The sequence below is a fragment of the Anoxybacillus ayderensis genome (assembly GCF_000833605.1).
Classification (GTDB): Bacteria; Bacillota; Bacilli; order Bacillales; family Anoxybacillaceae; genus Anoxybacillus; species Anoxybacillus ayderensis.
In genome coordinates, this window is the sequence record NZ_JXTG01000005.1 from 84,913 (window position 1) to 100,243 (window position 15,331).

Sequence of the window (15,331 nt, forward strand, 5' to 3'; positions counted from 1 at the left end):
AGGGATTTTTTTCATAAAAGTATTGCCAACGTCATACATTGAAAGTAACATTTACATAGTGAAAATGTTTGAAAGGAGGTGAGAAAAATGGGCATTCGATTAATTAAAATTTCTGCTGTTTATTTCGCAATCGGTGTCTGTTTAGGGCTTTATATGTCAATGACACACGTGTTTACATTTACGCCTGTTCACGTTCATATTAATTTGCTCGGTTGGACAGCGTTAACGCTTGCTGGTATTTTATATCATTTATTCCCTCATATTGCGGAAACAAAAACAGCGAAAGCGCACTTTTGGCTTCATAACATCGGCTTACCGGCGATGATGATCGGCTTAGCGTTTGTCGTTTCTGGAAACGAAGCGTTCATTCCGCTTACAGCGCTCGGAGGCACTCTTGTGACGTTGGCAGTGCTAACGTTTGCATGGAATGTAGTAAAAAACTTAAAGCAGGCATAATATGTTAGGCGGTCTCTAAAAAGAGGCCGCCTATTGCATGTATTCCCCTCTTTTTCTATACTTAACTACAGCACAACAACAGCGAGGGTGTGGGGAAGGTGAACGGAATACCGATACAACTAAAGCAAGTGACGGAAATTCGTGATGGCGCGCGAAAAGAAATTGTTGTCATCGAGGCAAATGGTTTATACTACTTAAAAGGAGATGCGACGTATGTGACGTTTGAAGAGACGCATGAAGGAGAAACGATTAAAAACGTCGTAAAAATCGCCAATGATGAAGTTGTCGTGCTTCGCTCTGGGGTCATTTCGATGCGCCATACGTTTCGTAAACAGTCGGAAACGATCGGCACGTACGAAAGTCCAGTGGCGCGCTGGGAAATAAAAACAAAAACAGAACAAGTATTGTATCAGTATAACGAGAAAACGAAAAAAGGGCAGTTGTTTTTTTCTTACATACTTCACTTATCAGGGAAACATGTTGGTCGTCATGCGGTGACGATTTCGTTTAAGGAGGCAAAGAAATGAATATTGTTGAACAAATGAAAAAAAAGTTAAAAGAAGAAATAAAAGAAGCGGTTATTCGTTCAGGGGTCGCGACAGAAGCGGACGTTCCAAACGTCATTTTAGAGACGCCGAAAGATAAAGCGCACGGCGACTATTCAACAAATGTCGCGATGCAATTAGCGCGCGTGGCGAAAAAGGCGCCACGTATGATTGCGGAAGACATCGTTCGTCATTTTAACGGTGAAGCGGTATTCGTTAAAAAAGTAGATATTGCTGGACCAGGATTTATTAATTTTTACATGGACAATCGTTATTTAACAGAGCTCGTTCCTGCGATTTTACAAGCAGGGGACGCATACGGTGAAACAAATGTCGGTCAAGGTCAAAAAGTGCAAGTCGAGTTTGTTTCAGCAAACCCGACAGGTAGTTTACATTTAGGACATGCCCGTGGAGCAGCGGTTGGCGATTCATTATGCAACATTTTGAAAAAAGCAGGCTTTGATGTCACGCGTGAATATTACATTAACGATGCCGGCAATCAAATTGCCAACTTAGCGAAATCGGTAGAAGCACGCTATTTTCAAGCGCTCGGAATCGAGAAAGACATGCCGGAAGATGGATATTTCGGTGAAGATATTATTGAATTAGGGAAAAAGCTAGCGGAAGAACATGGCGACAAATTTGTCGCGCTCGATGAACAAGAACGGCTTCAACAGTTCCGGGAATACGGATTAGCGTTTGAAATGGATAAAATTAAAAAAGATTTAGCGGACTTCCGCGTCACATTTGACGTTTGGTATTCGGAGACGTCGCTTTATCATAACGGAAAAATCGATAAAGCGCTTGAAACGTTACGTGAAAAAGGTCATATTTACGAACAAGATGGCGCGACATGGTTCCGCTCGACGACATTCGGCGACGACAAAGACCGCGTGCTCATTAAGCAAGATGGAACGTACACATATTTATTACCAGATATCGCATACCATCAAGATAAGCTTGAGCGCGGCTTTGAAAAAATTATTAATATTTGGGGAGCGGATCATCACGGTTACATTCCGCGCATGAAGGCGGCGATCGCTGCGCTCGGATACGATCCGGATGTATTAGAAGTTGAAATTATTCAGCTCGTTAGCTTATATCAAAACGGCGAAAAAGTGCGCATGAGCAAGCGAACAGGAAAGGCGGTGACGTTGCGCGACTTAATGGAAGAAGTCGGATTAGACGCAACACGCTATTTCTTCGCGATGCGCTCATCGGATACGCATTTAGATTTCGACATGGACCTAGCGGTGTCGCAATCGAACGAAAACCCTGTATATTATGCGCAATATGCCCATGCACGCGTATGCAGCATGCTTCGTCAAGGGGAAGAACAAGGACTATCTTATAATGGTGAACTATCTTTCACATACGAATTAGCAGAAAAAGAAATTGACTTATTGAAACAGCTAGGGGAGTTTCCTTCCGCTGTGGCAGAGGCAGCTGTGAAACGTTCACCGCATCGCATGACGAACTACATTTTTGATCTCGCATCGGCACTTCATAGTTTTTACAATGCGGAAAAAGTACTTGATGCAGCGAACGTTGAAAAAAGCCGTGCCCGCCTAGCGCTCATGAAAGCGGTGCAAGTAACGTTAAAAAATGCTTTAGCGCTCGTTGGAGTACATGCGCCAGAAAAAATGTAATACGAAAGCCCTTCTCGGCGGGGAAGGGCTTCTTATAATAACGGAGACAACATCGTTGCAACGGCTTCTTTGAAGCGATGAAGCCATGATTGCTTACGAAAATATTCCGCTGTCAACAATGTAGATGTGTCGATATCGCGAGCGATCGTTTGTTTTACATGTTGAATAAACGGTTTGTCATATATATAACAATTCATTTCGTAATTAATAAACAAGCTGCGGCGATCGAAATTTGCGGTGCCGATATCACATATGTCATCATCAATGACGATCACTTTTGTGTGGTAAAACCCGTTATAAAACTGATAAATATGAGCGCCTGCATGAAGAAGCTGACGAAAATAAGGGAATGAAGCTTCTTTTACAAACGGATGATCCGCTTGGATCGGTGCGATAATCGTCAGTTGAACGCCGCGTTTTATCGCTTCAAAAAGAGCGTCCATGATTTTTTTACTTGGGATAAAATACGGAGTACCGATGATGATTTCTCGTTTTGCGTGTTTGATGAGTTGAATAAACTCCTCTTCCAAATACGCCCCATCTGTCGGAACAAATCGATGTTTCACCGTTCCTTTTTGGAGAGGTGGGAAATATCGTTCATCATCTCCAAACGTTTGTCCTGTCGCTTCTTTCCAATCTTCCGCGAACTGCCGTTGTAAATCAGCCACCCCTTCCCCCGTTATTTTTAAATGATAGTCGCGCCAATGGCCAAACTTTGGATCTTGACCGATATATTCTTTTCCGATGTTAAATCCGCCTAAATAGCCGATTTTTCCGTCAATGACCGTAATTTTGCGATGATTTCGCTCGTTTAGCTTATAGAAAAAAAACAGCAATGTCGGACGGTTCGCAAAGGCAAATTGCCCGCTTTTTTGTCGGAGGGAAGACGGTAGCCCGAAACTTCCGACCCAATCGACGAGCACACGCACTTCTACCCCTTCATTTACTTTTTGTTCAAGTAAAGAAAAAAAGCGTTGTCCCATTTCATCATCGCGCACGATATAAAATAAAATGTGGATATGATGTTTTGCTCGTTCTAACTCTGCAAAGTAATCATCGAACAGCGTTTCCCCCGTCGTAAATAGCGTCATATCGCTTTGTCGCTCGACGCCGATTTTTTTCCGTGCCACAGCTTTTGAAACTTTGTTGCCCCAATTGTAATCAAGAAAAAGAAGAAACAATAAAATGATGACAATCACGAGCCAGCGCATGCCCTCACTCCTTTCGTTGTTGTAGTGTCCCCAAAAAGAAAATAAAAAATAAGAAAAAATATTGACTGAATGCTCATTCATTATATAATGAAAGTAAGTTTGTTCAGAAAATTTATTTTATTTTTACAACAAAGGGGGAAGGGTATTGTGCTTTGGTTGAACTGGATCGCTTTTTTACTTGTGACAGCGTACGCCGTTCATTTATTCGTGTATCTCGTCAAAACACGCATCGCCTATATTAAACTAGGGAAAAAAGTGGAGTTTGACGGAAAAGTAAAAGAGCGTTTGCAAAACATATGGGTGAACGTCTTTGGGCAAAAAAAGCTGTTAAAAGACAAAAAAAGCGGCATTATCCACGTCATGTTCTTTTACGGCTTTATTCTCGTACAGTTTGGTGCCATTGATTTCATCATTAAAGGGCTTGTCCCAGGGGCGCACTTGCCGCTCGGACCGCTATATCCAGCGTTTACGTTTTTTCAAGAAATTGTAACATTACTTATTTTAGTGGCTGTTTTATGGGCGTTTTATCGCCGTTACATCGAAAAGCTTGTTCGTTTAAAACGCGATTTTAAAGCAGGGCTTGTCCTTATTTTTATCGGTGGACTCATGCTTTCCGTGTTGTTCGGTAACGGTATGGGACGCATTTGGCATAACGAAGGAACATCATGGAGCGAACCTGTCGCTTCTGCGATTGCACTTGCGTTTAGTTGGGTAGGAGAAACAGGAGCTGCTGTATTGTTTTTTGTCGCTTGGTGGGTGCATTTGCTTATTTTATTAACGTTTTTAGTGTACGTGCCGCAATCCAAACATGCGCATTTAATCGCTGGACCAGTGAACGTCTTTTTTAGCCGATTAACGAGACCGAAGCTTGAGAAAATCAATTTTGAAGATGAAACACAAGAATCGTTTGGTGTTGGGAAAATCGAAGACTTTAAGCAAACACAACTCATCGATTTATATGCCTGTGTAGAGTGTGGACGCTGTACAAACATGTGTCCAGCAACAGGGACAGGGAAAATGCTATCCCCAATGGATCTTATTTTAAAATTGCGCGACCATTTAACAGAAAAAGGCGCAGCCATTACATCGAAGGCGCCTTGGGTGCCGACGTTTGCGTTTGCGAATACAAAAGGAAACCAGCTCGCTTTGATGGCGCAAGGGATGCAAGAACAAGCCGCAACGATCGAAATGCCGAACTTAATTGGCGATGTCATTACAGAAGAAGAAATTTGGGCATGTACGACGTGTCGCAACTGTGAAGACCAATGTCCGGTCATGAACGAACATGTTGATAAAATTATTGACTTACGTCGTTATCTCGTATTAACAGAAGGAAAATTAAATGCTGATGCACAACGGGCGATGACAAATATCGAACGTCAAGGCAATCCGTGGGGATTGAACCGAAAAGAGAAAGAAAACTGGCGCGAGTTGCGTGAAGATGTACGCATTCCGACAGTGAAAGAAATGCAAAAAGCAGGCGAAGAATTCGAATATTTATTCTGGGTCGGTTCGATGGGGTCGTTTGATAATCGAAGCCAAAAAATTGCGTTAGCTTTTGCGCGTCTATTAAATGAGGCGGGGGTAAAATTTGCGATTTTAGGAAACAAGGAGAAAAACTCTGGCGATACGCCGCGTCGTCTAGGAAACGAATTTTTATTCCAAGAACTAGCAACCGCAAACATTGCTGAATTTGAAAAAGCAGGCGTGAAAAAAATTGTGACGATCGATCCACATGCGTACAACACATTTAAAAATGAATATCCAGATTTCGGATTTGAAGCAGAAGTATATCACCATACAGAATTACTAGCAAAGCTTGTCGAAGAAGGTCGCCTCGTTCCAAAATATGAAGTCAACGAAGTCGTGACGTTTCACGATTCATGCTATTTAGGTAGATATAACGACGTATACGATGCACCACGTCAAATTTTGAAGGCGATTCCAGGCGTGAAGCTCGTTGAGATGGCGCGCCATCGTGAGACAGGCATGTGTTGCGGTGCTGGTGGCGGATTAATGTGGATGGAAGAAACGACGGGTACGCGCATTAACGTGGCGCGCACAGAACAGGCGCTAGAAGTGAATCCAACAATCATCAGCTCTGGCTGTCCGTACTGTTTAACGATGTTATCGGATGGAACGAAAGCAAAAGAAGTAGAAGAAAAAGTCGGCACGTATGATGTGGCCGAGCTGTTAGAAAAAGCTGTATTTGGCCCTGTTCATTAAAAATTCTAAAAAAAATAAATAGTTTTATTTTTAAGATATTTTCAGTATAATGAAAGCAACAGGAAGGTGTACGATTTTCGTGCGCCTTCTTTGCCCGTCCATTGTTGAACGAGCGTTCGCTCAATATTTTTGAAAGGGCTTTCTTATGACGAAAAGGGGGAGAAACATGGGGAAAACGGTCATTGTTAGCGGGGTACGTACGCCATTTGGGAAATTCGGAGGAAGTTTAAGTGCATTGAGCGCAGCACAACTTGGAGGCATTGCGATCAAAGAAGCGTTAGTGCGCGCAAATGTGAATGCAGAACATGTCGATGAAGTCGTATTTGGTACCGTATTGCAAGGTGGACAAGGGCAACTTCCATCGCGGCAAGCAGCTAGAGAAGCAGGCATTCCGTGGGAGACGAAAACAGAAACGATTAATAAAGTATGTGCCTCTGGTATGCGCAGCGTTACGCTTGGCGATCAAATGATTCGCGCGGGCGATGCGGACGTCATCGTGGCGGGTGGAATGGAATCGATGAGCAATGCGCCGTATATGTTGCCGAAAGCGCGTTGGGGTTTGCGCATGGGCGATTCGACAGTAAAAGATTTAATGGTGTATGACGGATTAACATGTAGCTTCACAGGTGTGCATATGGGCATTTATGGAAGTGAAACAGCGAAAGAATTAGGTATTACGCGCGAAGAGCAAGACCGTTGGGCGTATCGCAGCCATCAATTAGCGATTGCGGCGATCGAAAGCGGAAAGCTAGCAGAAGAAATCGTCCCTGTTGCCATTCCGCAACGAAAAGGAGAGCCGATCACGGTAGCGATTGATGAATCGCCACGAAAAGATACATCGCTTGAAAAATTAGCGAAACTCGCGCCCGTGTTTGATCCAACAGGCACGATTACGGCAGGAAATGCGCCGGGCGTAAATGACGGAGCTTGCGCGCTTGTATTAATGAGCGAAGAGCGCGCGCAAAAAGAAGGACTTACTCCGCTTGCGACGATCGTTGCTCATACGGCCATTGCGGTCGAGGCAAAAGATTTCCCAAAAACGCCAGGCATCGTCATCAATGAATTGTTGCGCAAAACAGGAAAAACCGTACATGACATTGATTTATTCGAAATTAACGAAGCGTTTGCAGCGGTCGCTTTAGCAAGCATGAAAATTGCTGATTTGCCAGAAGAAAAAGTGAACGTCAACGGTGGCGCCATTGCGCTCGGGCATCCGATCGGTGCAAGCGGTGCGCGCATTATTATTACGTTAATTCATGAATTAAAACGCCGTGGTGGCGGCACGGGCATTGCAGCTATTTGTAGCGGCGGCGGTCAAGGCGACGCAATCATGATCGAAGTTCATTAATGGGGGATGGGAAGATGAAAAAAGTGATGGTTGTTGGCGCTGGGCAAATGGGCTCAGGTATTGCCCAAGTGTGCGCAACGGCAGGATATGATGTCATTTTAAACGATGTGAACGAAGGGCGCGTCCAGTGGGGGCTTAACAATATTAAAAAAAGCATAAACAAATTTGTTGAAAAAGGATCGTTAAGCGAACAACAGCGCGATGAAACGATGGGCCGTATTCGTCCCTCGACAAACGTGCGCGATGGAAGCGATGTTGATATCGTGATCGAAGCGGTCGTTGAAAATATGGACGTGAAAACAGCGTTATTTGCACAACTAGATGAAATCACACCTCCGCATGCCATTTTAGCAACAAATACGTCCTCATTACCGATCACAGAAATTGCCGCAGCAACGAAACGACCAGAAAAAGTGATTGGCATGCATTTTATGAATCCGGTACCGGTCATGAAACTCGTGGAAATTATTCGCGGTCTCGCAACAGCTGATGAAGTGTATGAAGCGATTGAACAAATGACAAAAACGTTAGGAAAAGTGCCGGTTGAAGTAAACGACTTTCCAGGATTTGTTTCCAATCGTGTATTAATGCCGATGATTAACGAGGCGATTTATTGTTTATATGAAGGGGTTGCGACGAAAGAAGCGATTGACGAAGTGATGAAGCTCGGGATGAATCATCCGATGGGACCGCTCACCTTAGCCGATTTCATCGGATTAGATACGTGTTTATACATTATGGAAGTGCTTCATGATGGACTTGGGGATGACAAATACCGTCCGTGTCCGCTTTTACGTAAATATGTGAAAGCAGGCTGGCTCGGACGAAAAACGGGACGAGGATTTTACACGTACGAATAAAGGGGTTGGCATCATGAATTTACATTTTACAGAAGAACAACAAATGATGCGTCAAATGGTGCGCGAGTTTGCCGCAAATGAAATCGCACCGTTTGTTGAGCGCATGGAGCGGGGAGAGTTTCCGCGCCCCATCCTTGAAAAAATGGCGGAGCTCGGTCTTATGGGCATTACCATCCCAGAACAATATGGCGGGGCAGGAATGGATTTTACGTCATACATTATCGCCATTCATGAAATTTCAAAAGTGAGTGCAACGGTTGGGGTTATTTTATCTGTCCATACGTCTGTCGGCACAAATCCGATTTTATATTTCGGAACGGAAGAGCAAAAGCAAAAATATGTGCCGAAGCTAGCGCGAGGAGAATATTTAGGGGCGTTTTGTTTAACAGAGCCAGGATCAGGATCCGACGCAGCAAGCTTAAAAACGACGGCTGTTCGCGATGGTAACCATTACGTATTAAACGGCTCAAAAGTATTTATTACAAACGGTGGAGAAGCTGATACGTACATCGTGTTTGCCCGCACAAATTTAGAAGAAAAGGGAAGCAAAGGAGTTAGCGCATTTATTGTTGAAAAACAGACGCCTGGGCTTGTTATCGGAAAAGACGAGAAAAAAATGGGGCTTCACGGATCGCGCACAGTACAACTGTCGTTTGAAGATATGTGTGTGCCAGCAGAAAACTTGCTCGGTCAAGAAGGGGACGGATTTACAATTGCGATGGCTAATTTAGATGTCGGGCGCATTGGAATTGCGGCGCAATCGCTCGGCATTGCCGAAGCAGCACTGGAACATGCGACGAGCTATGCGAAAGAACGCATGCAGTTCGGCAAGCCGATTGCCGAGCAACAAGGTATCGCTTTCAAACTAGCAGATATGGCAACGAACGTCGAAGCGGCAAAACTGCTCGTGTATCATGCTGCCTTTTTGCGTTCAAACGGCATGCCGTGTGGAAAAGAAGCATCGATGGCGAAGCTGTTTGCATCAAAAACAGCGATGGAAAACGCTATCGAAGCGGTACAAATTTTTGGCGGAAACGGCTACACAGAAGATTACCCGGTTGAACGGTTATTCCGCGATGCGAAAGTATGTGAAATTTACGAAGGAACGAGCGAAATTCAACGGCTTGTGATTAGTAAACATTTGTTAAAGGGGATGGGAAAATGAATTTTCAACTAAGTGAAGAACATGAAATGATACGAAAAATGGTGCGCGACTTTGCGAAAAATGAAGTGGCACCGACAGCGGCGGAACGCGATGAAGAAGAACGATTTGATCGCAGCATTTTTAACAAAATGGCGGAGCTCGGTTTAACGGGCATTCCGTGGCCAGAACAATACGGTGGCATCGGCAGCGACTATTTAGCATACGTCATCGCTGTCGAGGAGCTTTCCAAAGTGTGCGCCTCGACAGGAGTGACGCTATCAGCTCACATTTCGTTAGCGAGTTGGCCGATTTATAAATTTGGGACAGAACAACAAAAACAAACGTATTTACGGGCGTTAGCGACAGGTGAAAAGCTTGGCGCATACGGTTTGTCTGAGCCAGGGGCAGGTTCTGACGTTTCAGCGATGAAAACGCGTGCGGTTCGCGATGGCGACCATTACGTACTAAACGGCTCAAAAGTATGGATTACAAACGGCGGAGAGGCGGACATTTATGTCGTGTTTGCGGTCACTGACCCAGAGAAAAAGCATCGTGGCATTAGCGCATTTATTGTTGAAAAAGGAACGCCTGGGTTTTCGATCGGGAAAAAGGAGAAAAAGCTCGGCATTCGTTCATCGCCAACGACAGAGCTTATTTTTGAAGATTGCCGCATTCCGAAAGAAAATTTACTCGGCGAAGAAGGGGAAGGATTTAAAATTGCGATGATGACGCTCGATGGCGGACGAAACGGCATTGCGGCGCAGGCGGTTGGCATCGCGCAAGGGGCGCTAGATGCGGCGGTTGAATATGCGAAAGGGCGCGTTCAATTCGGCAAGCCAATCGCAGAACAACAAGGCATCGCTTTTAAACTAGCGGATATGGCAACGGCCATCGAAGCGGCACGTTTATTAACATATCAAGCAGCATGGCTCGAATCAAACGGCTTACCGTACGGAAAAGAATCAGCGATGGCGAAATTGTTTGCAGGGGATACAGCGATGAAAGTTACCGTTGAGGCGGTACAAATTTTCGGCGGTTACGGCTATACGAAAGACTATCCAGTAGAACGCTTTATGCGCGATGCAAAAATTACGCAAATTTATGAAGGCACGCAAGAAATTCAGCGCATTGTTATTTCAAGAATGTTAACGAAATAGGAGTGATGTAATGAAGAAGCGTGAAGTGCCCGCGTCTGTGAAAGACGAACGGCTTGTGAAAAAAAGGCGCAATCAAATGATTAAAGGGGCAATTTCGTTATTTAAACAAAAAGGGTTTCATCAAACGACGACGCGCGAAATTGCCCGCGCTTCTGGCTTTAGCATCGGAACGTTATACGAATACATTCGCAAAAAGGAAGACGTTCTTTATTTAGTGTGCGACCGAATTTACGATGAAGTACGCGATCGCATGGAGCAAGCCATCGATACGACAAAAGGGGATTTAGACGGGTTAAAATTAGCGATTGATTACTATTTTCGCGTTGTTGACGAGCTGCAAGACGAAGTGCTCGTCATGTATCAAGAAGCGAAGTCGCTCGGCAAAGAATCGCTACCGTACGTGTTAAATAAAGAATTGCAAATGGTGGCGATGTTTGAACATATTTTACGGCGCTGTGTCGATAACGGGGTATTTTCGCTTACAGAACAAGAAATTCAATTGTTTGCACATAACATTTTCGTTCTCGGTCAAATGTGGGGGTTCCGTCGGTGGGCGTTGAAAAAAATGTATACGCTCGATGAATATATTGAATGGCAAACAAAGCTATTGCTTGAAGGCATTATGAAGCGGTAGCGAAAGGGGATGGGAGAAAGATGGCGCACATTTATCGTCCAAAACATCACGTTCGCTTTGTGACGGCATCGAGTTTGTTTGATGGGCACGATGCGGCCATTAACATTATGCGCCGCATTTTACAAGCGAGTGGAGCGGAGGTCATTCATCTAGGTCATAATCGTTCAGTAGAAGAAATTGTGAACGCTGCGATTCAAGAAGACGTACAAGGAATTGCAGTATCTTCGTATCAAGGCGGACATATGGAATTTTTTAAATATATGTACGACTTATTGCAACAGCGAGGCGCTTCGCATATTCGCATTTACGGTGGCGGTGGCGGCGTAATTATTCCAAGGGAAATAAAAGAATTGCACGCGTATGGTATCGCTCGTATTTTTTCACCAGAAGACGGGCGGCGTTACGGGTTGCAAGGAATGATTAACATCATGATGGAAGAATGCGATTTCCCAACGGTCAGAGAAATAACAGATGAAGTGGAACGATTAGCAAACGGAGACGTTCAAGCGGTGGCGCGCTTAATTACTGTGTGTGAAAACCGCGTGAATGCCCATAGTGAAGTAGCTGCGACAGCAGAAGCGGTTTTACAACGGGTCAAAGCGATGGCCAAGCGCGTTCCCGTCGTCGGGATTACCGGAACAGGTGGAGCCGGCAAAAGCTCGCTCACAGATGAGCTCGTCCGTCGCTTTTTAAATGAAATTCCTGAGAAAAAAGTGGCGATTTTATCGGTTGATCCGACAAAACAAAAAACGGGCGGTGCATTGCTTGGTGACCGCATTCGCATGAATGCGATTTCTTCCCCGCGCGTCTATATGCGCAGCTTAGCGACGCGCAGTTCGCGTTCGGAATTGTCGCTTGCGATTCAAGATGCCATTGAAGTCGTCAAAGCGGCAGGCTTTGATTTAGTGATCGTAGAAACGAGCGGCATCGGTCAAGGCGATGCAGCGATTAAAGATATTTGTGATATTGCGATGTATGTGATGACGAGCGAGTTCGGCGCCCCATCGCAGCTCGAAAAAATCGATATGATCGACTATGCCGATCTGATCGTCATTAATAAATTTGAACGCAAAGGTTCAGAAGATGCGAAACGCCAAGTGCAAAAACAATATCAACGAAGCCATCAATTGTTTGATCGCGATGTGAGCGAAATGCCTGTATTCGGCACGATCGCAAGCCAATTTAACGACCCGGGAACAAATACGCTCTTTGTCGCATTAATCGACTTAATTAACGAACGAATGGGAACAAATTGGACGACGACGTTGCAAAAAGTGGATCATGTCGAAAAACAAAATGTGATCATTCCGAACGAACGGCGCCATTATTTGCGCGAAATTGCTGATACGATTCGACAATATCATAAACGCGTCAATGAGCAATGTGACATCGCTCGCCGCATATTTCAGCTTGAAGGCGCCATTGAAACGATGAACGAACGCCATGATGAACAAGCGTTGGCAGCTTTGCAAGAGGCTAAGCGAGCATATGAAGAAAAATTAACACCAGAGTCAAGAAAGTTATTAGCTTCATGGGAAGATGTGAAAAAGAAATATAACGCAGAACAGTTTGTGACAAAAGTGCGCGAGAAAGAAATTGTCACACCGCTAAAGACGAAAAGTTTAGCAGGTTTAGACATTCCGAAAGTGGCGTTGCCGAAGTTTAAAGATTACGGGGAAATTTTACGCTGGCTTTATAAAGAAAATGTTCCAGGTGCATTTCCATTTACAGCTGGTGTATTCCCGTTTAAACGGCAAGAGGAAGATCCGAAGCGACAATTTGCCGGAGAAGGTACGCCGGAGCGGACGAATCGCCGTTTCCATTACTTATGCAAAGACGACCCAGCGAAACGGTTAAGTACGGCATTCGACTCCGTGACGTTATATGGAGAAGATCCGAATGAACGTCCGGACATTTTCGGAAAAATTGGCGAGAGCGGTGTAAGCGTTTGTACGTTAGATGACATGAAAAAGTTGTACAAAGGTTTTGATTTGTGCGATCCCCTCACGTCCGTATCGATGACGATTAATGGACCTGCGCCGATCATTTTAGCGATGTTTATGAATACAGCGATCGATCAACAAGTGGAAAAGAAAGAAGCAGAGCTCGGTCGAAAACTGACGCAAGAAGAATACGAACAAGTGAAAGCACAGACGTTGCAAACGGTACGTGGAACGGTCCAAGCGGACATTTTAAAAGAAGACCAAGGGCAAAATACGTGCATTTTTTCAACCGAATTTGCTTTGCGCATGATGGGAGATATTCAACAATATTTTATCGACAATCGTGTCCGTAACTATTATTCTGTTTCCATCTCAGGCTACCATATTGCGGAAGCTGGAGCAAATCCGATTACACAATTAGCGTTTACGCTTGCGAACGGCTTTACGTACGTCGAATATTATTTAAGCCGAGGCATGCACATTGATGACTTTGCACCAAACTTATCATTTTTCTTCAGCAACGGTCTCGATCCAGAATATACAGTAATCGGTCGAGTAGCAAGACGCATTTGGGCGGTTGCGATGCGAGAAAAATACGGGGCGAATGAACGAAGCCAAAAGTTGAAATATCACGTACAAACATCAGGACGTTCGCTTCACGCCCAAGAAATTGATTTTAATGACATTCGCACAACGTTACAGGCGCTCATGGCGCTTCATGATAACTGTAACTCGCTTCATACGAACGCTTACGACGAGGCAATCACAACGCCGACTGAAGAGTCTGTCCGTCGCGCGATGGCGATTCAGCTCATCATTACAAAAGAACATGGGCTAACGAAAAACGAAAATCCGCTACAAGGTTCATTCATTATCGAAGAATTAACAGATTTAGTTGAGGAAGCGGTGTTGAAAGAGTTTGAGCGTCTCGACGAGCGTGGCGGTGTGCTTGGTGCGATGGAAATGCAATATCAGCGCGGCAAAATTCAAGATGAATCAATGTATTACGAAATGAAAAAACATAGCGGAGAACTGCCGATTATTGGCGTAAACACATATTTAAATCCGAACGCAGCAGTCGAAGAAGAAATTGAAAGCTTGCAGCTCGCGCGGGCATCATATGAAGAAAAGCAGCTTCAACTCGAAAACTTACGCAAATTCCATGAAGAACATAAAGACGAAGTGGAAGAAGCGCTTGCGCGGTTAAAACATGTCGCGGTAAGCGGCGGAAACATTTTCGCCGAGCTGATGGAGACGGTAAAAGTCGCCAGCTTAGGACAAATTACAAAAGCGTTGTATGAAGTCGGTGGACAATATCGCCGCAATATGTAATGTCGGGGAATGTCCCGACATTTTTTTTGGGCAACGCTCTAGCATAAAGTAAATGAATTTGTTTATAATGAATGGTATGGATTTTTGTTGTTTTCATACGTTGGAGAAAGGGAGTGCGGAAAGTGAGTTTGGAGCAATACTCTCAAGAACAATTGCGAGAGATGTCTTTTGTCGAACTTGCATATTTGCTATTGTGTGAGAAAAAGCAGACGGTATCTTTTCAAGAGATGGTCGAACAGCTAGTCGCGATTAAAGGATTATCTGAAAGCGAAGTGAGCGCGCGGTTGGCGCAGTTTTATACAGATTTAAACGTCGATGGACGGTTTATTTGTATCGGGGAAACAGCTTGGGGCTTGCGCGCATGGTATCCATACGATCAAACAGAAGATGAAGCGGTACCTGTCGAGCGCGTGAAGAAGAAGAAAAAAGTGGCGGATGACTTTGATGACTTTGACGATATCATCGATGAAGACGAATTAGTATATGACGATTTAGACGAAGAGTTATTAGATGATGAAGAGCTGTTAGACGATGATTTTGTATTAGATGAAGATGAAGAAGTGATCGACGATTTATTAGATGAAGAACTCAATTTAGATGATGCCCCGCTTGATGAAGAGTTAGACGTCGTCGATGAAGAATTAGAGTTAGAAGAAGATGAGGAATTATAACCTTGACTTTTTACATCGATATATGTAGAATTCTGTTTGGGCTCTTTTCATAGAGATACGTTCGCTCCCTTACATATTTGTAAGCGGAGCGTTTTTATTTTTCCCCGAATTCGCACACACTGTAACTATTCCAAATGAGTTGAGGGGGAAGGTTT

At 44.3% G+C, this 15,331-nt stretch carries 12 protein-coding genes; 11 read left to right on the forward strand and 1 reads right to left on the reverse strand.

The window, feature by feature from the left end:
* Positions 1-87: 87 nt before the first annotated feature.
* The 3 genes from JV16_RS07085 (at position 88) to argS (ending at position 2,650) form a co-directional block, all read left to right on the forward strand.
* The gene (locus JV16_RS07085) at positions 88-456 is read left to right on the forward strand and encodes a hypothetical protein (protein ID WP_009360996.1); all 369 of its coding nucleotides are present in this window, start codon (positions 88-90) and stop codon (positions 454-456) included.
* Positions 457-545: 89 nt separating this feature from the next.
* Positions 546-983: a YwiB family protein gene (locus JV16_RS07090; RefSeq protein ID WP_035063030.1), complete on the forward strand. Its 438-nt coding sequence runs from the start codon at positions 546-548 to the stop codon at positions 981-983.
* The gene (gene argS, locus JV16_RS07095) at positions 980-2,650 is read left to right on the forward strand and encodes an arginine--tRNA ligase (protein WP_021094343.1); all 1,671 of its coding nucleotides are present in this window, start codon (positions 980-982) and stop codon (positions 2,648-2,650) included. The genes JV16_RS07090 and argS overlap by 4 nt, the downstream gene beginning before the upstream one ends.
* A 32-nt stretch (positions 2,651-2,682) precedes the next feature.
* Here the strand turns inward: argS and cls are convergent, their stop codons facing one another.
* A complete protein-coding gene (gene cls, locus JV16_RS07100) occupies positions 2,683-3,861 on the reverse strand; it encodes a cardiolipin synthase (protein ID WP_042534947.1) in 1,179 nt (392 codons plus the stop codon).
* A gap of 87 nt (positions 3,862-3,948) precedes the next feature.
* Between cls and JV16_RS07105 the strand changes: the two genes are divergently transcribed.
* From JV16_RS07105 to rpoE, 8 genes are all read left to right on the forward strand, one after another.
* Positions 3,949-6,087 carry a (Fe-S)-binding protein gene (locus JV16_RS07105; RefSeq protein WP_042534986.1) on the forward strand — a complete coding sequence of 713 codons (2,139 nt, stop codon included), beginning with the start codon at positions 3,949-3,951 and terminating at the stop codon, positions 6,085-6,087.
* 166 nt (positions 6,088-6,253) lie between these two features.
* On the forward strand, positions 6,254-7,435 hold the full coding sequence (locus JV16_RS07110; protein ID WP_021094340.1) for an acetyl-CoA C-acetyltransferase: 1,182 nt from the start codon (positions 6,254-6,256) through the stop codon (positions 7,433-7,435).
* Positions 7,436-7,449: 14 nt separating this feature from the next.
* On the forward strand, positions 7,450-8,295 hold the full coding sequence (locus JV16_RS07115) for a 3-hydroxybutyryl-CoA dehydrogenase (protein ID WP_420864984.1): 846 nt from the start codon (positions 7,450-7,452) through the stop codon (positions 8,293-8,295).
* Positions 8,296-8,308: 13 nt separating this feature from the next.
* Entirely contained in the window at positions 8,309-9,460 is a 1,152-nt protein-coding gene (locus tag JV16_RS07120; RefSeq protein ID WP_042534951.1) for an acyl-CoA dehydrogenase, read from the forward strand.
* Entirely contained in the window at positions 9,457-10,596 is a 1,140-nt protein-coding gene (locus tag JV16_RS07125; protein WP_009360988.1) for an acyl-CoA dehydrogenase, read from the forward strand. The genes JV16_RS07120 and JV16_RS07125 overlap by 4 nt, the downstream gene beginning before the upstream one ends.
* Positions 10,597-10,606: 10 nt before the next feature.
* Positions 10,607-11,230: a TetR/AcrR family transcriptional regulator gene (locus JV16_RS07130; RefSeq protein ID WP_009360987.1), complete on the forward strand. Its 624-nt coding sequence runs from the start codon at positions 10,607-10,609 to the stop codon at positions 11,228-11,230.
* A gap of 20 nt (positions 11,231-11,250) precedes the next feature.
* Positions 11,251-14,505, forward strand: a complete 3,255-nt coding sequence (icmF, locus tag JV16_RS07135) for a fused isobutyryl-CoA mutase/GTPase IcmF (RefSeq protein ID WP_021094337.1) — start codon at positions 11,251-11,253, stop codon at positions 14,503-14,505.
* A 71-nt stretch (positions 14,506-14,576) separates the two neighbouring features.
* The gene (gene rpoE / locus JV16_RS07140; protein ID WP_042534954.1) at positions 14,577-15,176 is read left to right on the forward strand and encodes a DNA-directed RNA polymerase subunit delta; all 600 of its coding nucleotides are present in this window, start codon (positions 14,577-14,579) and stop codon (positions 15,174-15,176) included.
* Positions 15,177-15,331: the final 155 nt, after the last annotated feature.